The 20,156-nt window shown below is 44.7% G+C and carries 21 protein-coding genes; 15 read left to right on the top strand and 6 right to left on the bottom strand.

The window, feature by feature from the left end:
• On the bottom strand, window positions 1-243 hold a 243-nt coding region (locus F9K33_15130; GenBank protein ID KAB2877923.1), incomplete at its 3' end, for a hypothetical protein.
• A 157-nt stretch (window positions 244-400) separates the two neighbouring features.
• Here F9K33_15130 and F9K33_15125 point away from each other — a divergent pair.
• Entirely contained in the window at window positions 401-1,720 is a 1,320-nt protein-coding gene (locus tag F9K33_15125; protein KAB2877922.1) for a WG repeat-containing protein, read from the top strand.
• A 3-nt stretch (window positions 1,721-1,723) separates the two neighbouring features.
• On the opposite strand, the gene F9K33_15120 is transcribed toward F9K33_15125, so the two are convergent.
• Window positions 1,724-4,135: an AAA family ATPase gene (locus F9K33_15120; protein KAB2877921.1), complete on the bottom strand. Its 2,412-nt coding sequence runs from the start codon at window positions 4,133-4,135 to the stop codon at window positions 1,724-1,726.
• Window positions 4,136-4,738: 603 nt separating this feature from the next.
• Between F9K33_15120 and F9K33_15115 the strand changes: the two genes are divergently transcribed.
• Together F9K33_15115 and F9K33_15110 are read left to right on the top strand one after the other, a co-directional pair.
• Window positions 4,739-5,428 (top strand): hypothetical protein, encoded by a 690-nt coding sequence (locus F9K33_15115; protein ID KAB2877920.1) that lies wholly within the window; start codon window positions 4,739-4,741, stop codon window positions 5,426-5,428.
• Window positions 5,429-5,671: 243 nt separating this feature from the next.
• Window positions 5,672-6,502 (top strand): hypothetical protein, encoded by an 831-nt coding sequence (locus F9K33_15110; GenBank protein ID KAB2877919.1) that lies wholly within the window; start codon window positions 5,672-5,674, stop codon window positions 6,500-6,502.
• Between the two features lie 64 nt (window positions 6,503-6,566).
• Here F9K33_15110 and F9K33_15105 read toward each other — a convergent pair whose 3' ends face one another.
• The 4 genes from F9K33_15105 to F9K33_15090 all read right to left on the bottom strand — a co-directional run bounded on the left by F9K33_15105 (window position 6,567) and on the right by F9K33_15090 (window position 10,485).
• Complete coding sequence (locus F9K33_15105; protein KAB2877918.1) at window positions 6,567-7,316, bottom strand: response regulator transcription factor; 750 nt, start codon at window positions 7,314-7,316, stop codon at window positions 6,567-6,569.
• A 13-nt stretch (window positions 7,317-7,329) separates the two neighbouring features.
• The gene (locus F9K33_15100; GenBank protein ID KAB2877917.1) at window positions 7,330-8,454 is read right to left on the bottom strand and encodes a hypothetical protein; all 1,125 of its coding nucleotides are present in this window, start codon (window positions 8,452-8,454) and stop codon (window positions 7,330-7,332) included.
• A 64-nt stretch (window positions 8,455-8,518) separates the two neighbouring features.
• Window positions 8,519-9,709 carry an acyltransferase gene (locus F9K33_15095; GenBank protein ID KAB2877916.1) on the bottom strand — a complete coding sequence of 397 codons (1,191 nt, stop codon included), beginning with the start codon at window positions 9,707-9,709 and terminating at the stop codon, window positions 8,519-8,521.
• Window positions 9,710-9,945: 236 nt separating this feature from the next.
• Window positions 9,946-10,485, bottom strand: a complete 540-nt coding sequence (locus tag F9K33_15090) for a hypothetical protein (protein KAB2877915.1) — start codon at window positions 10,483-10,485, stop codon at window positions 9,946-9,948.
• 196 nt (window positions 10,486-10,681) lie between these two features.
• Between F9K33_15090 and F9K33_15085 the strand changes: the two genes are divergently transcribed.
• From F9K33_15085 to F9K33_15030, 12 genes are all read left to right on the top strand, one after another.
• Complete coding sequence (locus tag F9K33_15085) at window positions 10,682-10,939, top strand: competence protein TfoX (protein ID KAB2877914.1); 258 nt, start codon at window positions 10,682-10,684, stop codon at window positions 10,937-10,939.
• A 58-nt stretch (window positions 10,940-10,997) separates the two neighbouring features.
• Window positions 10,998-11,534, top strand: a complete 537-nt coding sequence (locus F9K33_15080; GenBank protein KAB2877913.1) for a DinB family protein — start codon at window positions 10,998-11,000, stop codon at window positions 11,532-11,534.
• Window positions 11,535-11,546: 12 nt separating this feature from the next.
• The gene (locus F9K33_15075) at window positions 11,547-12,650 is read left to right on the top strand and encodes a DNA alkylation repair protein (protein KAB2877912.1); all 1,104 of its coding nucleotides are present in this window, start codon (window positions 11,547-11,549) and stop codon (window positions 12,648-12,650) included.
• Between the two features lie 417 nt (window positions 12,651-13,067).
• Window positions 13,068-13,652, top strand: coding sequence for a GTP cyclohydrolase I FolE (folE, locus tag F9K33_15070; GenBank protein ID KAB2877924.1), 585 nt, complete (start codon window positions 13,068-13,070; stop codon window positions 13,650-13,652).
• Between the two features lie 190 nt (window positions 13,653-13,842).
• Window positions 13,843-14,163 (top strand): bacillithiol system redox-active protein YtxJ, encoded by a 321-nt coding sequence (ytxJ, locus tag F9K33_15065; protein KAB2877911.1) that lies wholly within the window; start codon window positions 13,843-13,845, stop codon window positions 14,161-14,163.
• A 51-nt stretch (window positions 14,164-14,214) separates the two neighbouring features.
• Window positions 14,215-14,610, top strand: coding sequence for a hypothetical protein (locus F9K33_15060; GenBank protein ID KAB2877910.1), 396 nt, complete (start codon window positions 14,215-14,217; stop codon window positions 14,608-14,610).
• Between the two features lie 169 nt (window positions 14,611-14,779).
• Window positions 14,780-15,268, top strand: coding sequence for a hypothetical protein (locus F9K33_15055; protein ID KAB2877909.1), 489 nt, complete (start codon window positions 14,780-14,782; stop codon window positions 15,266-15,268).
• A 1-nt stretch (window position 15,269) separates the two neighbouring features.
• The gene (locus F9K33_15050; GenBank protein ID KAB2877908.1) at window positions 15,270-15,956 is read left to right on the top strand and encodes a DNA alkylation repair protein; all 687 of its coding nucleotides are present in this window, start codon (window positions 15,270-15,272) and stop codon (window positions 15,954-15,956) included.
• A gap of 107 nt (window positions 15,957-16,063) precedes the next feature.
• Window positions 16,064-16,873: a hypothetical protein gene (locus tag F9K33_15045; protein KAB2877907.1), complete on the top strand. Its 810-nt coding sequence runs from the start codon at window positions 16,064-16,066 to the stop codon at window positions 16,871-16,873.
• Window positions 16,874-17,083: 210 nt separating this feature from the next.
• Window positions 17,084-17,566, top strand: coding sequence for a MarR family transcriptional regulator (locus F9K33_15040; protein ID KAB2877906.1), 483 nt, complete (start codon window positions 17,084-17,086; stop codon window positions 17,564-17,566).
• Window positions 17,545-18,972, top strand: coding sequence for a hypothetical protein (locus tag F9K33_15035; protein KAB2877905.1), 1,428 nt, complete (start codon window positions 17,545-17,547; stop codon window positions 18,970-18,972). Before F9K33_15040 ends, F9K33_15035 begins: the two co-directional genes overlap by 22 nt.
• A 1-nt stretch (window position 18,973) precedes the next feature.
• A complete protein-coding gene (locus F9K33_15030; GenBank protein KAB2877904.1) occupies window positions 18,974-19,972 on the top strand; it encodes a rhodanese-like domain-containing protein in 999 nt (332 codons plus the stop codon).
• Window positions 19,973-20,156 lie beyond the last annotated feature (184 nt).

The raw sequence follows: 20,156 nt of genomic DNA, 5'->3' as shown, positions 1-20,156 counted from the left end.
GCCATTATAATAGGCCATGATGCCGGGTTCTTTTCCTCCGCTTACCATTTTCTTCATCGCTTTTTTGTTTCCGGCGCCTTTTTGCTTATCAAATTCGGATTTCTTTAATCGCCAGGTCATGCACCACCAACCCCCGCACGCGCCGCGTTCGCCGAATAATTGTTCGAAATCATCCCATCGGGCGGGTGTAAGGGGGTGAAATCTAAATTTATTTGTCTGCTTTGTTGTTTTGGAATTTATCATGTCAATTTTTCCATTGGATAGAAAAACATAATAATTTTCATCCCGAAGAGCAATTTATTTTACGTAAAATACTCTTTGATATTCATCGCAGACGTATATTATATTTTTGTTGCCACCCGAATCCAATTTATTCCTTTTATTAAACCGGCGGGAATCTATGACTTATCGTTTATTTATTTTTCTTTTTTTTATCGGCATTCATGTTGACGCGCAGGAAACGTTGTATCCCATACAGGAGAATGGAAAATGGGGGTTCATCAATAAGGAAGGCGTCCTTATAATCCGGCCGCAATTCGCCTGGGATCATGCATATTCGCCAGAGAACGGATTTATCATAACAGAAACGAACGGCAAATACGGGTTATTGAATTCGTACGGCGAACCGCTCTTCGACCCGCAATTTGATCAGCCACCGGAATTTCACGGAAGAGTCGCATGGGTAAAAAAAGACGAATTGTGGGGACTGATTGATCATAACGGGTTATGGCTGATCGAACCGGCATTTGAAACGGTATATGGTTTTAATAACGGATACGCTAAAATTGAAAAGAACGGAAAATACGGATTGGTTGATTCCAGCGGAATCATCGTAATCGAGCCTGTATTCATGGAAATGAGTTATCCCTCAGAAGGGTTCATCGCCGTTGATGCCGACGGCGGCTGGGGCTATATCGATACGCAAGGGGAATTCGTGATCAAACCCCGCTTTGGCAGTGCGTATGATTTTCATTCGGGTTATGCCCTTGTGATCGTTAATTACAACCGCTGGCGCATCATCGACAAAAGCGGAAATTTCACAACAGAAAAAGAATTCGACTATCTCGGCGAATGCGGCGACGGTTTGTTTTACGCCGAGTTCGGCTATGACAAGGGCATTGTCGATCATGCCGGTGAATTCGTTTTGAAAAGCGTGAGTTGCCGTTATTATAATAGAAATCTGATTCAATACGAAGAGAACGAAAAGATCGGTTTCAGAAACAGGGAAGGCCGGATCCTTTTAAAGCCTCAATTCGTTATGGCTGACGACATAGGCAATGGTTGGATCGCCGTGATCGATGAAAAGAACAGGCTGGGATTTATCGATTCCCTCGGTAATATCAAGCTACCCCTTCAAAACGAATTTTACATTGATCTCTCTTCGGATGCAAAATTTAAAGAAGAACGCCTGGTCGTTCGGAACAAGAAAAAGGTCGGCGTCATCGATAAAAACCTGCAATGGGTCGTTAAACCTACATACGAAAGTATATCGTCTTTCAAAAACGGATGGGCTGTTTTCAATCGAGGAGGCAAACTCGAAGGTGAATTCGGAACCCTAAACGGAGGGAAATACGGATTCATCGACCGAAACGGCCACACCATAACAGAACCCGTCTTTGAGCAGGTTTTCCATCTCGGCAAAGAACTGGCGCAGGTTCAGATTGGTTCGTTCAAAGCGTATGTGGATCGGCAGGGAAAGATCGTCTGGAAGCAACGATAAGAATCATTTCTGCGCACGGCTCTTATTATTTTTGGAACGTTTTTTCTTCGCCTCCGGTTTTCCGCCTTTTTTCAGTTGGGAAGCAAAATCATCCAGCCGTTTTTCAACTAAATGAAAAATCGTTTTCTTTGGGAACGTCCCGTTTTTCATTTTTTCCCCGGCAGGCTTGCCGGTCAGTATTTCAATTCCTTCATGGATTGTTGAAACTGCCCAGATGTGGAACTTGCCCTTCTTCACAGCTTCCACGATATCTTCGCGCAACATTAGATTTTGCACATTGCTCCGGGGAATCATCACGCCCTGTTTTCCCGTTAATCCGGTCGCAGAACATATTTCATAATATCCTTCGACCTTTTCGTTGACGCCGCCGATAGCCTGAATTTCTCCTTTTTGATTAACGGAGCCCGTTACGGCGATGCCCTGTTTCAGCGGAACCTGCGCGAGCGCGGAAAGAATGGTATATAGTTCCGTTGATGACGCGCTGTCTCCGTCCACGCCTTCATAACTTTGTTCGAACACCAACCGGCACGACAGGGTCAGCGGCTTCTGCGAACCAAACGTAGCGGACATGAACCCATTCAGTATCAAAACGCCTTTGGTGTGAATCGGCCCGCCGAGTTTAACCTGTCGCTCGATGTCAATAATCCCCTCCGTTCCGGGCCCCACGCTGGCCGTAATACGGCTGGGGCGTCCGAATTCGTACGAACCCATACGTATCACCGCAAGTCCGTTGATCTGACCGACCACGGCAGCATCGGTATCGATCAGAAAAACCTTTTGCGTGATCAATTCCTGAATCCTCTTTTGAATCAGGTTAGAACGGTACACTTTTTCGTCTAAGGCTTTTTGAATATGAATTTCCCTTATCTGGGCGGCTTGATCCTCCACAGCCCAATAATGCGCTTCACGAATCACGTCCGCCATCGCGGCGAAATGCGTAGATAATTTTTCCTGATCGTCGGCGAGACGGGATGCAAACTCGATAAGTTTCGCCGCTGCCGGGCCGTTTAGATGCTTTAGATTTTCTTTATTGCATAACGTGGAAATGAACGTGAGAAAGTCATGTGTATTCTTATCATCCCGATCCATGCTGATATCAAAATCCGCTTTTACTTTAAAAAGCTCCGGAAAATCATCGTCCTGTTCATGCAGAAAATAGTACATCATATTCCGTCCGATGAGTATCACTTTGATATCGAGCGGAATGGGCTGCGGCCGAATCGTTTTTGTAGAGGTCATACCCATACTTTCGCCTACGTCTTCGATTTGAATCGCACGTGAACGCAGCGCGCGTTTAAGCCCGTCCCAACTCATGAAATGTTTAAGTACGTCCTCCACCTGGAGAACAATATAGCCCCCGTTCGCACGATGCAGCGCGCCCGGCTTGATCATGGTAAAATCAGTGAACATCGTTCCCTGATAAACGTCTTTTTCAATACGCCCGAAGAGATTTGTGTACGTCGGATTGAGTTCCACCACGACCGGCACGCCTTCCTGCTTGCTGTTGTCCACAAACAAATTAACCTGATAGGTACTGGAAGGTTCCTCTTCTTTTTCTTTACCGTCGGAACTCTGTTTAAATGACTCGACATTTTCCAAAATGTCATTTTCAATATCGTTAAACCATTCAGCCGCATCATCCAAGTTCTTATACTTTTCTTTCAGATCTTCCAGAACGCCGCTAACGAGAAAACGAACGGCTTGTTTGTCCAGTTCCATCACCGTTTGCTGCGCCGTTCTTTCCATTTGCCTGACTTCTTTTAACACCGCTTTCAGTTTTTCTTCCAGCGCCTTTCGCCTTTCTATCATTTTATCCTGATCCGTTTGCACTATCGCTTTCCATTCTTCTTCGCTCATGGCTCGGCCGTCTATAGCTGGAAGCAGCACCACGCCCAGCTGAGTAGCCTGCAGCGTAAAACCTTCCGCCAATGCGGCGGCACTAAAATCCCGCATGAGTTGGTCCCGTTTGTTCTGCATGGCGCTTACCGCTTGATCGTGTTTCGAACTGTATTCGTCGCTTTCAAATAATTTGCGGATCTCCCGGTAAATGAATTCAACGAATTTCTTGACGTCCTGCTGAAATTCTTTTCCCCGCCCGGCCGGAAGACGTAACGCTTTGGGTTGATCGCCGTCGTTGAAATCATTTACATAACACCAGTCCGAAGGCGTCGGTTTATTTTTGGCCAGTTCCTCAAGAAATGATTTCACCGCCGTCATTTTTCCCATCCCGCGCGGGCCGGAAACAAATACGTTGAAACCAACCTCTTGTATGCCCAGACCAAAACGCAAGGAAGAAACCGCGCGCGGCTGTCCGATGATGCCATCAAGCGGCGTAAGATGTTCCGTCGTGTCAAAATTGAGTGACTCCGGATCGGCACATTTGCGAATCTGTTTATAGGAGAGTTCCTTAACCATAACGTCCTCCTTTTGCATGTGAACTAAAGGTACAACCAAAACATTTTATAACAATGACCTTCGTCAGGTTTTTTACGATTTGTTGTGATTCCAATCACACTCAAATGTGAACTTGAAAGATTCTCATGCAACAATATTATGGCATCGTGATTTTTTATCACACGATGACTTGATTTAAATATCCCTAACTTCTTGAGAATTAACAACCATAAATCTTGGCCTGCTAATTGGAGATGAAAAACACAAACATCATAACCCATTTCAGAGGAAGCCGATTATGACAAGGTTTTGTGTCCATGACAAAGTGATTATCTACATTTATTGCCTGATCAAATTGACAGTATTGTTTCTTTTCAGTTTAAGATGATAAATCGCCAGCTCCTCCTTCTTAAGCAGATGCAGAATGAACTCCGGTTTGTTCTGCATCTTGCTTTTTTCATCAGATTATAAAAACGAGCCTTATCTGCACTGTGTTCCAATTTCACGTAATACATTAACTTAAAAACTGTTTTTAATGAGCTTATGAGTTGGCACCTGTATTGCCATAATAGCAACTGAATGAAGGCAGCCAAATTTCAGGACAACATAAAGAGGAGTAAGAAAATGAAAAAAGTCATGATCATTATCGTAGCGTTACTTTTTGGAATTAATCAAGTAATGGCACAAGAAAACTCAAGTATGGAAAATAAAGTGGACAGCGTGCTGATCTATCAAAAACAATTGATGGATTATCAGCAACGTATTTACGGTGAAGTTAAGTATGTGGACCCACTTCTGAACAAAAGGTCAGGCATTGAATTCAATCCCGCCTACTTAATGTTGGCATCTGCCAATGAAAGCGTGGTGATTAGTGGAACTTATTCGCGCTTTGACGTGAATCGCAAAGCAGAGCTTGCATTTCCTTTTTATTATTCTAATGCAAAACCGTTTGGTCTTTTTGAAGATCATACACGAACAAAATTATTCACGCTGGACGCCGTATATCGTCAATTTTTAGGCGCTCATCAAAACGGATTCTACTTTAGTGTTGGTACCCGTTATGCGCATATTAAAGGCGAAAATGAAGAGGATTATGATGATTTCTTTAGCAGCTACGATCCTGTAATAAAGACAACTGATAAGTTCGGCGTTCTGGCCGGAATCGGATACCGTTATTTCGCCCAAAGCGGTTTTTACTGGGGCGTCAGTATAAGCGCCGGAAGATATCTGACGGGAAACATGCATATGGCAGGTTCGGACGGAGGCAAAGTAATTTTAGACATCGAACTTCTTAAATTCGGTGTCTCCTTCTGATCTGGTATCCTTTTGTGGGTAGAACAAAAAAGTCCCGGCGTTTGTCGGGACTTTTTTTTATTACATTTTGAAGTGAACACGCACGTGGCGATGAAGCAACTTCAGTTGATACGGCTGTGCGAAGCCGTATAAGTCAATAATGACTTACCGATCGGAGAAAATAAAGCTATTGACTTCACGTCAATATTTAATTTATATTGCAACTGTTCCGGTCACATCCATAAACAAATCAAGGAGGGTCGTATGAAATCGATCACGAGAATGGTTCTATCATTTCTGGTACTCGGCTTTATTTTCTTTAGTTGCGGTACAGATGAAAACGGAAATGTGGTGGTGATACCCGATCTTACTCATATACTTATCATTTCCAACACTTCGAGCGATAATGACTGGATCATCAATAACTTTCCTGAGGAGATGAGCGGATTTGAGTTTGAATCCTGGAGTTTTGTTGACAGTGTACCTACCGTTCAGCAACTTAATCAATTCGATGCGGTACTGCTCTTCGAAAACGGAACGGAAGGAGCAATATGTGATTCTGTGGGAGACCGGATGCATGACTATGTTATGAGTGGAGGAAATGTTGTTTTAGGAACATTCTACTGGCAGGATCGGACAGACGGGGATTATGGTGAGGTCGGTTGGGGCGACTTCGAATCAATCGACCCTATCATAGCTGATTATGGCGATGCGTATTTCGAAGATACGATCGGAACATGGATTGATCATCCTTTGACGCGCGGATTGGATTCCATCACGTGTGAATACGGGGGCGGTTATGATTCTCTTCGCTCCGGAGCCACTGCAGTTGCGTGGTGGAAAAACGGCGAAATATTAATGGCATACAACAAGCCTTCCGGACGTATCGTTGCGTTGACGTTGTGGCCTGCTGAACCTGAACAAAACCCTTTTTATATTTATAATGGTTTCTACCGTGCCTGGGAAAATGCCATGCTTTATGCGGCATGGGGCGGAACACGCGCCAAGGAGACCCTGGTCGTTTCTAAGTCTATCATGAAGACGACCGGCAGATCTTTTGAAAAGAATAGTCCACAGAATGGCGGAAGCAGATAGCAAAATAGATTATTATACAAAAAGGCTGTTCGGTTAGACCGGGCAGCCTTTTTATATTATCAGCTTATTTCCCGAAAACCTCCATGAACCGCTCCCGGTAGCTTCTCCCCAGGTTTAATTTCGCACCATCCTTCAAAATAATCACATAATCTCCGTGCGACCAAGGCTGGAGTTCTTTCACATAATCCAGATTGACAATATGTGAACGGTGGATCCGGATGAATTGTTTTGAATCCAATTTATTTTCCAAGCTATTCATCGATTCGCGGTGGAGATGCCATTCTTTGGATAGATGTAATTTTACATACTTCTCTTCGGCTTCGATCCATTGAATGTCATTGGTCTTAACAAAAAAAATTTTGCCGGATGATTTTAAAAGAAGTCGATGAATATGCTTTTGCTGGGATTGAAATTCAGTGAGCAGGTCGGTTATTTTCTGGTGAACTGCATTTTGATCCCTCCGTGTATCCATTGCCCGATTCAGCGCTTCCTGGAATCTTGTTTCATCAAAAGGTTTGAGCAGGTAATCCAGCGCACGCACATCAAACGCCTTAAGCGCATACCGGTCGAAGGCCGTGGTGAAAATGATCTGTGGTTTTCTCTCGACCGCCTGCAGAACTTCAAATCCGTTCATCTTCGGCATTTGAATATCGAGGAAGACCAGGTCAGGATTAAGCCTGTCGATTGCTTCCACCGCCGCAAGCCCGTCGCTGGCTTCGCCGATGATCTCCAGCCGCGATTCGTTTTTTAGCAACTGACGAATTTTCTTCCGCGCGGGCGGTTCGTCGTCAATGATCAGAGCACGTATTCTCATGCTTCATTGCCCGTCATGGCGTTGATTTTTCCTGTGAATCCATTATCTCAAAAGGAATTTGTATTGTCACCTGTAATCCGCCGTCTGTCGGTTTCGAAAAATCCATTCGGTGATTCTGTTCGTACATCCTGAAAAGTCGTTCTTTAGTATTAGATAATCCGACCCCTTTTCCTAATATCATTTCCGTTTTGCCGTTAAACCCGGGCCCGTTATCACTAACCGACATGATCATAAACGGTCCGTTTTTGAAAATTCGAACTTGTATCTTTGTGGTATCGGAGTTTTCATAATCATTGTGTTTGATCGCGTTTTCGACAAGCGGCTGGAGTATCAGGTTTGGAACCAACGCATCCTGTAAGCTCGCGTCGCTGTGAATAGTAACCTCTAATTTGTCTTCAAACCTTGCCCGCATAATGTCCAGATACATATTCAGAAAATCCAATTCATGTTTCAATGAGACTTTCGGTAATTCCGATGTATCAAGCAAAACGCGCAGCATAGAACTCAGTTGAGCCATCATCTTATCCGCTTTTTTCACATCGTCATACATGAAGGAAGAAATCATATTGAGGGTGTTGAAAAGAAAGTGGGGTTGAAGCTGGCCTTTCAACGACCGAACTTGCGCCGTCATAAGTTCGGACTGCAGCTGCGCCGTCTTAAGTTTCAGTTCTGCCCCCATTTTTTCCCGTTCGCGCGTTTTTAAGTAATAGTCAATCGTATATACCGTTGCCAATATGAGCCAGTAGACCAAGAACTGTTTATGGTATTCCATCAGAAAGCGATAATAAGGCTCCCCAAAATAATAAGTCCCCAGATCAAATTTCGCGTATAACCAAACTCTGGAAATCGTCATGAGTAATGTATGCGCCACTCCATATACCACGGTTATAAGGAGGTGCAGTGGAACGGTCCAGTACCAGTTCGATAACCGTATTCGAAGTCGCATCATTATGAACAGTAAAAGCGGGAACAATAGAAAAAGAGTGTAAGTACCGGTCATTTCATTGACGAAAGTGATGAAAAAAGGCTGAGGCCTGTCGTCCATCATATATCCGGCCTGGTAACCGCTCATACTAATCAAGCCGAAAAAAGTAAATACGGCGAAAATGATAAGCCATTTTCTAACGTTAAAGGACATTCTGCGTTCTTTCTATATGATAATTTAGTCAAGAATAACTTAACTTGCCAAAATAATTCCTTTATCATTCGGCCCGAGACGGGAATGAAACTGCTTCGCGCTTTGGAATTCTCTGTGTCGGATCAGACCATCGTATTCTCAATCCAAAAAGCATTCTGGTAATATTATTTCTTCTGATGATTTCAAAAAAAATCCAACTGATTCCGAAGGTCAACCCGGTTACGACGAGAAATTTCCAAAAAATCGGAATATCCCATGCAATTAGGTAAAATCCGGCCACAACGGTTACCGTCTGATGAACGATATAGAACGGATACACTGCTTCGTTGGCATATTTCAAAACAGCGTTGTTAAAATTCAGATGTTTCCTTCCAAATCCGAGAAGAACTAGAATCCAGCACCACATATTGAAACTGCGCAACCCCCGGTAAATCGTGTATTCGATTGTGTTCGGTTCGTAATCCATCCTCCAAATCATAAACAACAGGGCAAAGCTGATCAGACCGAACGTAAGTGAGCGGAAACGAAGACGTTCGATGCTCTGCCAAATACCTTTCTGTGAGGCCAATATAAACCCAAAACAAAAAAGGATCAGCGTCGTCGTGAATTGCGCCCAGTCCCCGACCAGGTTATTCATGTTTTGCTGCCAGAAAGGACGGAGTACGCTTTCGCTTACAGCTATCGGGATGAACCACAACAATATTAAACTGCCTTTTTCGAACTTCGATACAAAACGCGCTAGTTGATTCCTGCCGTTCTCGCTTTTCCAATAACGAAATAAGGGGATCGTAATCATGGAAAATGTAAAAATGTACGGTATATACCACAGGTGATGCCAACTGAAGTTGCCTTCGGGATAAGGTATTAATTGCAGAACCGTTTTGTAGAAATCTAAGAACGACAGCGTCTGCCCCTGAAATAATCTTTCATGATAGACCTGCGGCGGAATGATCACCAACATTCCAAATAATAAGGGAATGAGCAGGCGCTTATGCCGCTCTGCAAAGTATTGCTTGAGAGAATACTTCTCCATTGCAAACCAAACTGCTGCACCGGAAATGAAGAACAGGAGGGGCATGCGCCATTGATGCAAAAAATTCATGAATGGCTCAATCGCGTTTGTCGTATAATTGTTTTTGATGTGCCAGCCCCATGTGTTAAACATCATGCCACAGTGAAAAAGAATGAGGAGCGCAAAAGCGAAAACACGCATCCAGTCGAGATCATAACGGCGTTGGGAAAGTGCTTTTTCCATTGAAGCTCCTTGGTTTAGATTTTGTCTTACCGCAATAAAACAATTTACCGGCCGCACTTCAAAGGATATGTCACGAACGGCTGCATACGGGACATGAACCGCGGGATATGGGAATCAATGAACAACCCTCAATTAGAGAAAGAGCAAAAAACGTAAAAAAAAGGGCAATCAGAGGTTTTCTCTGTGCCCTTTGTGTTGTTTCTATTTGAAATCTTTGTCCGGATAATGAAACCAATCTATAATTTCTGCCGCTCAAGTTTCATTTCAAAAAACTTCTGCCAGGTCGCGCCGTCTGCGGACTTCATTCCGGTTTCCACCCATTTTCCGGGATCGGACAGGTCTATGGTAAACTGAAAATATCCGCGCTTGTCATCGCCAAATCCCCACTCAAATTTATTACTGCTAACCATCTTGAGTTCGTTATCCTGCGAAACACCTGTTGCAAGATAAGAACGGAACCGATATTGCTTCATATTGGGATCGAAGGAAATAATTCCAAGCGCGTCGTGAACGACCACATCCTGCCCTTTAATATTTGACGTGTGAATCCCTTCGATATGAATCACTGTTGCACTCAGCTTCGGAAGGATCGTTTCTTTTCCTCTGAATTCACTCCTCTGCCCCGGCCGGTATTCGATCCAGCCTTCGCCACTCCAATCCCCAATAAATGCTGTAAGTTTCTTCATTTCCGCAACCTGAACAGTATTGTCAGGCCTTTGCGCAAAACCGGTTTGCGCAGCCAGGCAAACCAAAAAAATGAACCCAACGCTTTTCATAAAATCTCCTTTGTTAATACGTAAATGTTACTCCAAATTAGCCCACGGATTGCCTGATTCAAACAATTGGACACTGAATGGTCGGTTGCCGCGTTGAAATGGTTTAAAAAGTCGTTGAAATGAATGTATTTTTATGGATATTTTGATGTCCCGTGCAGATTTGATAAATGCGGGTGAATAAATAGCGGATTTGAAAATGAAAAAACATCAAAAGACCGATACGATCGGGATCGGCCCAAAGAGTTCCAAAAAACTCAATGCGATTGGTATAATTACGCGATCCGATCTTGAGCGCGTGGGTTCGGTGAATGCGTATATGCTGCTCAAGCGAACTTTTCCAAACGTGACATTAAATTTTCTGTATGCCATGGAAGCCCTTCTAATGGATGTGCACTGGACGAAATTACCCAAAGACGTCAAAGCGCGCCTGAAAGAGGAAGTTAGTTTCTTTTGAGTAACGGCCAAGACGGCATCGCTGCAGTATCTTAATTTCATATCAAGAAAAGGAGAACATGAACCTACAAAAAATAGTAACACGATTTGAATCCGTTGCTAACGAATGGCTACTATCGCTGGATTCGTATTCGGAAGAACAATTTACAAAAAAACCTGACGCTGATTCATGGTCCATCGGACAAGTGTATAATCACCTGATCGCCGGAACAAACAGATTTCATCTGCAACATATAGGATTATGCCTGGATGGAAAAGGAAAAGAGATGAAAGGCGGAAAGAAATTTCCAGGAAAATTCGTTTTTTTATCCGGAAGTTTTCCGGCCGCAAAAATAAAAGTTCCTCCCTCAGAAACCTACACGCCAAAGCAACCTGCAGGAATTGCAGAAATGCGATCAGGATTAACTCAGCTTATTGAAACGATGCGCGAAACGGCCGCCAAGATCGGAGCCGCTTCTGAATCTATGAAAACGGAGCATCCTGCATTCGGTTACTTGAATGCGCATGAATGGTTCGTCATGATCGAGATGCACTTCCGCCACCATCTTAGGCAAAAAGGGCGACTGGATAAATTCCTTATACTTGATAAGAAATAAGGACAACCGACCATGGCTGAAGCGCTAAAACATTTATACAGTAAAGAATACATCCGGCTTTTATTGGAAGAAGTTTCCAAACAATATTCGGCTTTCCCTACAAAGCAGTTCCATAAATTGGTTTTCGACAAAGAATGGACGACACGCGAACTCAAACAGCGCATGCGGCACATAAGCGAATGCCTAAAAAGAACTCTTCCGGAAGATTATTCCTCGGCCTTAGCCATTCTGATGAAAACGTATCCCCGGATGACGGGGCTCAAGTATATCGGTTTTGCAAATATGTGTTTTGCAGATTTTGTTGAACTGTACGGAATAGATCATTACGCCTTGTCCATTCCTGCCCTGGAATTTTTCACGATCGGCTGCAGTTCGGAATTTGCCGTTCGTCCCTATATCATTAAGTACCCCGATTTGATGATGAAACAAATGCTGATCTGGGCGCATCATCCGCATGAACATGTGCGCCGCCTCGCGAGTGAAGGGTGCCGTCCCCGCCTGCCGTGGGCTATGGGCCTGCCTGAATTCAAAAAAAACCCATCCCCGATTCTTCCGATATTGGAAGCGCTAAAAAACGATCCGTCGGAATTTGTTCGCCGCAGCGTAGCGAATAATCTTAACGATATTGCCAAAGATCATCCCGAACTCGTGCTTAGAATGGCTAAACAATGGAAAGGACAAAGCAAAGAGACCGATTGGGTGATCAAACACGGCTGCAGAACGCTGCTCAAGCGCGGGCACACTCAGGTTCTTGAACATTTCGGATTTAAAAAAGCCACAGGCGTTCAGGTTCTACGTTTTAAGTTATCCCAATCTGCGGTGAAGATCGGCGATAAATTGAGCTTTTCTTTTTCCATACGCACTCCCATTGCCCAAAAACTGCGCATTGAATACTCCATTGATTTCGTCACGTCGCGCGGAAATAATTCAAAAAAGATATTTAAGATCGCGGAAAACACTCTCGAAAAAAATAAAATGCAGCCTTTCACTAAATCTCACTCATTCCGCGATCTGACCGTTCGCAAACATTTTGCAGGCAGGCATACGTTGGCGATTATCGTTAACGGAAACGTGCTTGCAAAAAAACATTTTGATGTGAGTCGTCCGCACAGCTAAACTCAAATTGCTTGCTCTTCGATTTTGTCCGCTTGCCAAAGCGTTCTCCTACGTGTTTTATCATAATTTCGTTGATCTTCTGTATTGCCTTGATGCGGGATGCTTCACGGATTACATTGAGGTAATTACAAATGAGGAATATTTGAGCGCGGATCGTGTTATAATTTTTTGTGCTTATCGGGTTTACTCACCTACGTCATGGTGAGCCCTTCGGCAGGGCTCAGGACAGGCTTGTCGAACCATGACCAAGTTTAGTAAAATCAGTCTTCGACTTCGTTCAGACAGAAGGGTTCTCTTCCATTGTGAGCCAACCCGATAAGCACGTAATTTTTTGATAACCCCGTTCACATCCAGGAGAATACTATGTCCGTTTCTTTAGCATCGAAACATATGCTCAGCGATTTGGCATCTGAAGCCATGGACGACTACGTGCCGGAATCAATTGAAATTGAAATCCTCAAAAATAACTACCGGCAGTTGATCGCCGCAACCGGTGAAGATACGGATCGCGACGGACTCCTAAAAACTCCAGAACGGGCGGCCAAAGCATGGAAAAGCTTGACTTCCGGTTACGACATCGATCCCGCGCAGATTCTCCGGTCGGCAGTATTTGACGAAGATTACAACGATATGGTCATGGTGCACGATATTGAATTTTATTCATTATGCGAACATCATCTGCTTCCCTTCTTTGGCAAAGCGCATATTGCGTACATTCCGAACGGAATGATCGTAGGTTTGAGTAAACTGCCGCGCATGGTCGACGCGTTCGCGCGGCGCCTGCAGGTGCAGGAGCGCCTGACTAAACAGATCGCGGATCTGATGGAAGAAACATTGAAGCCCGCCGGAGTTGCCGTTCTGATAGAAGCTTCACATATGTGCATGATGATGCGCGGCGTGGAAAAACAACATTCCGCTACGACCACCTCCGCCTTGCGAGGACTATTTGTAAATGATCATAGTATGCGGGAAACTTTTTTGACACGCGCTGTTCGGCGGTAGAACAGATCTTCGCACCCGTAACCGATTTAACTTTTTGTGTCTATTTTTTTATAGATAAATTGTTTCTTTATATTCGTTTAATTTGAAATTGACTATTAGCCCTTCACCACTTATCTTTAAAGCAGTTCCGTATCATTTGCTTTTTTGTACCTTGGAACAATCTCATATCTAACCGTCGGAACACCGGATCATGATAACGGACATTTCCAACGAAGCGCATTTTCAGGCTTTGATTGATTCCCAAAATGTTATTCTTTTTAAACACAGTACGTCTTGTTCCCTATCTGCGGACGCGTACCGTGAGGTACGGTCTTTTATGGAATCCCATCCGGAGGTTTCGGTGTACATGGTAAAAGTGATCGAGCATCGGAACTTTTCCAATCGCATAGCGGAGCACTTTCACATTCCGCACGCGTCGCCGCAGATCATCGTGATAAAAAATGGTTTGGCCGTGTATAATTATTCTCATCGGAGCATTACTCAGCGCGAAATAGAAAATTCAATGACGTAACGTTTCTCTTTTAATTCACTGATCCTTTAACCCGTTTACAGGAGGTGTGTCATGACTAAGAAACTATTACTTGCCTTTGTTGCTGTTTTTGTCGCATGGTCGGTTCTTGACATTGTTATTCACGGGATGCTCCTAGCCAAGGCTTACGAGGCCTCAGCCTCGTTATGGCGGCCCGAGGCAGAGATGAAAATGGGATTGATGTACTTTGTGGGAGCGGTATCGGCTTTTGTTTTTGTTTGGGTCTATGTCAAATTCGTTTCGCCTAAGAGTATGATGATCGGGCTTCAGTATGGGCTGATCCTAGGCGTAAGCTACGGCATCGGTATGGGATACGGTACGTATGCAGTGCAGCCGCTTCCTTATAACATCGCATTGAGTTGGTTTCTCGGAACCATAGTAGAAATGGGCGTTGCCGGATTATTAACCGGATTGATCGTGAAAGAATAATCAGAAGTCTGAATTTTTTAGAGCTCCGGGAACATTCGTTTTCGGAGCTTTGTTTTTTTGTTTCGGAATACCGAACCCGTCCCGCAGATTACGCTGATTTACGCTGACTTTTCTGCGTCGATCTGCGAAATTCGCGGGTTATATATTCAATAGACGGAGAAAGACGATCATGGCAAATTCAGTCAACGAAAAGAAAGACGCGGGCGTTGTTCAGAGCGAACTTGAAGTGATCTTTAACGCACCGCAGAAAAAGGTATGGGATGCGCTGACGAAAGATATCCACCGCTGGTGGCCGAAAGAATTTTTTGCCATGCCGCAATCAAAAAAATTCGTGCTCGAAGCAAAACTGGGCGGACGAATGTTTGAAACTGCAGGAGCCAGGGGCGGCGTGATTTGGGGAACGGTGATCGCTATGGAACCTCTGCATTTCATCAATATCGCAGGTTATCTGGCGCCTCCTTTTGCAGGCCCGGCTCTCACTTTGTTTCGATTAAGCCTGGAAAGTGCAGGCAAAAACATCACCACTCTGAAAATCTCAGACTCCATTATCGGATCCGTCACCGATCAGACGCAAAGCGCAACGCAGGACGGATGGAAATTCCTTTTCGCTGATAAAATGAAATCTTTTGTGGAAACGCCACGAAAAAGTAAAAAATAACATGCATCCGATGATCGCATACCTGCGGCGCGAATTGCGAAAGGCCGCAGACCCCAAAAAAGCACGGCCGATGCGGGCCTACATGAAAAATGTCCAGCCCTTTTACGGCATTCCAATGCCGGCACGCAGAAATATCTTTCATTCCGCGCAAAAAAAATTTACCATCGCAACGTATGATGAATATGAAACAGTTATCAAAGAACTGTGGCGGGGAAAATTCAGAGAGGAACTTTATCTCGCGGTGGATATAGCCATGTATTACAAAACTTTTCGTAGCGATCGGGCCATGCGGCTGTATGAATGGATGCTCAAATCTGCCGACAATTGGGATACGGTAGATACGGTTGCGTCGCATTTGGTTGGGGATCTTGTATTACAGAATCGAAAACATGAATCCATTCTTAAAAAATGGACTCGTTCGAAAAATAAATGGCTCCGCCGCACGGCCTTGTTGGCGCATCTGCGGCACAAGAAAAAGACGAACAGGCATCTGCTCGAAGAAACTATTCTTTCCATGATGGATGAGCGGGAGTTTTTTATTCAAAAAGCTATCGGATGGATTCTGAGGCAATATGCCTATACAAATTCGAAGCGGGTCACCCAATTTGTAAAAAAACATTCCGGCCGTCTATCCCGCTTGGCAAAACGTGAAGCCTTAAAACATCAAAACAAACGGATCAGATCATAATCTACTGCTTGTAAATCACCTGTTGACTTATTCACAGATTAGGGCTATTGTGAATTTATCCAACTAATTCATTTTTTTTTGACATTTCACAAAGGAGAGAAGCGAGTATGAGGAAAAGTGTGTTTAATACGGTGAAGGCGATCCTCGTCGCGGTTGTTTATACAGTAAACGGATGCAGTCCCAGCGATAGCAGTATTCCGGATGTCACCAAAGTACTTGTCATGAGCCCGCATTATGAATTCGAACGCGCTGTTGAAGTTTTCCCGCTTAATATGGAGGGATTGGAATTTACTCCATGGGATGTGGCAGACTCAACTCCAACGCAGGGTCAATTGAACGATTTTGACGTGGTTTTATTGTTCGCCAATAGTTCATCAGAGAACGACAGCAACGTCGCCAACGCGCTCCACGATTACGTATTGGACGGCGGTAACGTGGTACTGGCGACATTTTACTACTACTATAGAGGCAACGGCTATTGGGGACGTATGGAATCTATTGATCCGGTGATCGGTACTTTGAATGAGAATAATGGTACCTATGATACGTTGATTTTTAACTCGAACCACCCCCTGCGGAATGGTATAGACACTTTGATCACGGAATACCATCCGACAGGGTACTCGGTTCGCCCCGGAGCCACGCTTATCGCCAGTTATAATAACGGTAACTGGTTTGCCGCGTATAATAAACCTAATGGGCGAATCTTAGCTATTAACGCTTTCCCGACTGAATTTGATTATGGTTATATACCACGAATCGAATTTTTCAGGCTTTGGGAGAATACGCTGTTATTTGCTGCCTGGGGCCAAACCAGCGATCGTCCATCGGATAACATCGTCCCGGACGTTCCTCTCGGCGGCGGGGGTGAAGCAAAAGCTCATAAGACAACAGACCGATTCCCGGCAACAAGATAATTAAACTCACTTCACTTTAAAAAGGCGCCTCTAACGGCGCCTTTTTTTTGAGTTGAATGAAATAAGCAAAATACCCAACGCCTCAAACATGATTTTTATCATGTTTTTGCGTTTTTTACAATTCCCCTCTTGACAAACGCTCATCTGTACTTTATATTTGCTATTAGCAACTAATTGTTGTAGCAACTATTTTTAGTAACAACTATTACTATGCGCAACCATTTAGGTTCCATTATGAAAAAACAAGAACTTCATGACGACGCGGTACAGCTAGCCGAACTGACATTCAATTTGCTCGAAGGGTGCCATGAAAAGGAAGCGCGTCTCGCAGCAAAACACGGGCTTTCTCCGGCAGAGTTCCGCTGTTTGCGCTTATTCGGTCTTACCGAAAAGTCCAGCAACAAAAAAATTGCCGAGCGCATGAATCTCAGCCCAAGCCGTTTGTCCCGCGTTTTGGACGGTCTGGTTAAAAAAGGATATATGACCAGGAAAATCGACGCAGAGGATCGGCGAAACATGCAGGTCTACTTATCCAAAAAAGGCGTTCAGGTCGTAGAAAACCTGAATATCGACTACACGCGCATCCATCAGGAAATTTTAGAAAATATAGAACAGGCTCAACATAAAAATTTGATTCGCGGAATGTCCCAACTATTGACCGCACTGAATAAATGGATGGACGAGACGAACTAACGATGAATTTCAAAGCAAACCGACGGGAGGCATCAATGACAACACGTAATCTTTTTTTTATAATCTTATTTGTGAATTTTTTCACTCTATGGACCGGATGTTCCGACGACAAAAAATCCGGCCCGACCGGTTCGGCTAATTCCTGCGTCGGGTGTCATACCAATTATGATAAGCTAAAGGAAATTGCATCTCCCGACACGGCCGTTGACGGCGGCGGATGCGGCGGCGATGCGCCGCATATCGAACCTTATGACCGCGTGTATATGGGCGGAGCGGGTTTTGAAGCGTTTTCGAATTCAACCCACGGCGGACTTGAATGTACTGTTTGTCACAACGGAACAGACGACACCGGCGACAAAACACTGGCGCACTCCGGCGATTTTATCCGTCACCCTTCGATGGCAGCAAGTGAAAAATGCGGAACCTGCCATGCCGACATCGTCAGCCGTACGTCCAACAGTTTGCATGCCAACGGATGGGGACAAAAAAGTATGGTAACACTTCGTTCCGGTGTGACGGTATACGATCAAATCTCTGAGCAGATGAAAGCGGGATATGAGAAAAACTGCGCAAAATGCCACGCAACCTGCGGCGACTGTCATGTGAATCGCCCGAAAGCCGGCGGCGGCGGTCTCTATAAAGGACATCAATTTGCCAATAAGCCGAGTATGCAGGATAATTGTACGGCATGCCATACCAGCCGGATCGGCCATGCATACTACGGCATCGCCAGCGGAACCATTCCGGATGTTCATCTTTCCGCCGAAGGATTTACTTGCATCAGCTGCCATTCCAAGAATGAAATTCACGGCGACGGCGTGGTGTATGACCAGCGTTACAAAATGGCATTAAAGCCCGACTGCGTCGATTGCCACACCAATATTCAGTCATCGAACACGTATCACTCGATGCACATAAATTCTTTCAATTGTCAAACCTGCCATTCGCAGGATTACAATAATTGCGGAAGCTGTCATATCGGCGGCGAAGGCGCCCGCATAGCGGCATATCAAGGATTCAAGATCGCGCGTAATCCGATTCCCGATACGAAGCCCTATCCGTTGGCCACCGTACGCCGCTCGCTCATGGCGCCGGACAGTTGGTCGCTTTACGGAACGGCAACGCTGGCGGATTTCAATGTTCGCCCAACTTTTAAATACACCACGCCCCATAATATCAAGCGCTGGACAACCCGCACACAGGTTGCAGATGGAAAATCCTGTTATGATAATTGCCATATCATCAACGAAGATGGCGTATTTCGCAATAAAGAACTTTATTTATTCAATTCTGATCTCACCCAAACATGGGAAATTGACGCTAACCAAAACATCATAGTGGATGGGCATCTGCCTTCGGGCTGGGGTTTATCCAAGAACGTACCCACTAATCTAAAGGAGAAGTAAAATGAAAAAAATGAGACTCGTTTGCCTGCTCTTCGCCCTGCCGTGGCTTATGGTTTATAATGGCTGCAGCGATGATAAAGACAAAGCATCGGTTAATGAATCAGAAGTTCTGTTGAAATATCTCGAATCGGACGGCGGGAATTATATCAACAGCGCGTATTGTCCGGCGATCGTTTCCGCTGCGGACGTTCGGACGACCCAACTGGCCGCACCAACAACACAGTATATCATCGACGTTCGCGATACGGCAACCTTCAGAAATCTTGGACACATCGAAGGCGCACATAACGTACTCATACCGGATTTGCTTACTCACATGAAGAATATGAATCCGGCTCCGTCCACATATTCCAGAATCGTCATTGCGTGCTATTCGGGACAGTCGGCAGCTTACGCGGCAGGACTCATGCGTCTGTTGAAATATGACAATGTATATTCGCTCAAATGGGGCATGTGTTCCTGGGATTCCGTATTTGCCGCCGGCAAGTGGCTGGCCAATACAAGTAATTCACGCGCCACAGCATTTGTGACCACCGCAACGGCCAAAGGCGCCGTTAATGATCTACCGGTTCTTACAACCGGTATGTCGGATCCTGAGGATATCCTTGAGGCCCGTGTTCAAACCCTATTGACCGAAGGGTGGACGCCGGCATCAATTACAAATGCAACTGTATATACAAATCTTACAGGTTATTACATCGTAAACTATTGGTCTGTCGCACATTACAATATGGGACACATTGACGGAGCTATGCAATATGAACCGAAAGTTGACCTGAAGGATAGCACCTTTTTACGCACACTGCCTTTGGATAAACCGGTTGTCGTATATTGCTACAGCGGACAAACGAGCGGATTTATTACCGCTTACCTGAGGGCTTTAGGTTATGACGGGAAATCTCTTCTTTGGGGTGTCAACGGGATGAATTACGACGCGATGCCGGGAACTAAATGGGTTTCTGCCGAGATCAAACAATATCCTTATGTGACGGGTAATTGAGTAACTACCTACCCCATGAGAAGCCCCGTACGCCTGAGGCGTATGGGGCTTTTTTTTATGTGCTTATCGGGTTTACTCACATACGTCATGGTGAGCCCTTCGGCAGGGCTCAGGACAGGCTTGTCGAACCATGACCAAGTTTAGTAAAATCAGTCTTCGACTTCGCTGGTATGTAAAGAGTCAA

Source organism: bacterium (assembly GCA_008933615.1).
In the GTDB taxonomy this organism is placed as follows: domain Bacteria; phylum CLD3; class CLD3; order SB21; family SB21; genus SB21.
This window is presented reverse-complemented; position numbering and strand designations above follow the sequence as displayed.

Bases quoted from the DNA above. Each gene is read 5' to 3' on its own strand.
- F9K33_15125 (KAB2877922.1), top strand. From the start codon at position 401: ATGACTTATCGTTTATTTATTTTTCTTTTTTTTATCGGCATTCATGTT.
- F9K33_15120 (KAB2877921.1), bottom strand. From the start codon at position 4,135: ATGGTTAAGGAACTCTCCTATAAACAGATTCGCAAATGTGCCGATCCG.
- F9K33_15115 (KAB2877920.1), top strand. From the start codon at position 4,739: ATGAAAAAAGTCATGATCATTATCGTAGCGTTACTTTTTGGAATTAAT.
- F9K33_15110 (KAB2877919.1), top strand. From the start codon at position 5,672: ATGAAATCGATCACGAGAATGGTTCTATCATTTCTGGTACTCGGCTTT.
- F9K33_15105 (KAB2877918.1), bottom strand. From the start codon at position 7,316: ATGAGAATACGTGCTCTGATCATTGACGACGAACCGCCCGCGCGGAAG.
- F9K33_15100 (KAB2877917.1), bottom strand. From the start codon at position 8,454: ATGTCCTTTAACGTTAGAAAATGGCTTATCATTTTCGCCGTATTTACT.
- F9K33_15095 (KAB2877916.1), bottom strand. From the start codon at position 9,709: ATGGAAAAAGCACTTTCCCAACGCCGTTATGATCTCGACTGGATGCGT.
- F9K33_15090 (KAB2877915.1), bottom strand. From the start codon at position 10,485: ATGAAAAGCGTTGGGTTCATTTTTTTGGTTTGCCTGGCTGCGCAAACC.
- F9K33_15085 (KAB2877914.1), top strand. From the start codon at position 10,682: ATGAAAAAACATCAAAAGACCGATACGATCGGGATCGGCCCAAAGAGT.
- F9K33_15080 (KAB2877913.1), top strand. From the start codon at position 10,998: ATGAACCTACAAAAAATAGTAACACGATTTGAATCCGTTGCTAACGAA.
- F9K33_15075 (KAB2877912.1), top strand. From the start codon at position 11,547: ATGGCTGAAGCGCTAAAACATTTATACAGTAAAGAATACATCCGGCTT.
- folE (KAB2877924.1), top strand. From the start codon at position 13,068: ATGGACGACTACGTGCCGGAATCAATTGAAATTGAAATCCTCAAAAAT.
- ytxJ (KAB2877911.1), top strand. From the start codon at position 13,843: ATGATAACGGACATTTCCAACGAAGCGCATTTTCAGGCTTTGATTGAT.
- F9K33_15060 (KAB2877910.1), top strand. From the start codon at position 14,215: ATGACTAAGAAACTATTACTTGCCTTTGTTGCTGTTTTTGTCGCATGG.
- F9K33_15055 (KAB2877909.1), top strand. From the start codon at position 14,780: ATGGCAAATTCAGTCAACGAAAAGAAAGACGCGGGCGTTGTTCAGAGC.
- F9K33_15050 (KAB2877908.1), top strand. From the start codon at position 15,270: ATGCATCCGATGATCGCATACCTGCGGCGCGAATTGCGAAAGGCCGCA.
- F9K33_15045 (KAB2877907.1), top strand. From the start codon at position 16,064: ATGAGGAAAAGTGTGTTTAATACGGTGAAGGCGATCCTCGTCGCGGTT.
- F9K33_15040 (KAB2877906.1), top strand. From the start codon at position 17,084: ATGCGCAACCATTTAGGTTCCATTATGAAAAAACAAGAACTTCATGAC.
- F9K33_15035 (KAB2877905.1), top strand. From the start codon at position 17,545: ATGGATGGACGAGACGAACTAACGATGAATTTCAAAGCAAACCGACGG.
- F9K33_15030 (KAB2877904.1), top strand. From the start codon at position 18,974: ATGAAAAAAATGAGACTCGTTTGCCTGCTCTTCGCCCTGCCGTGGCTT.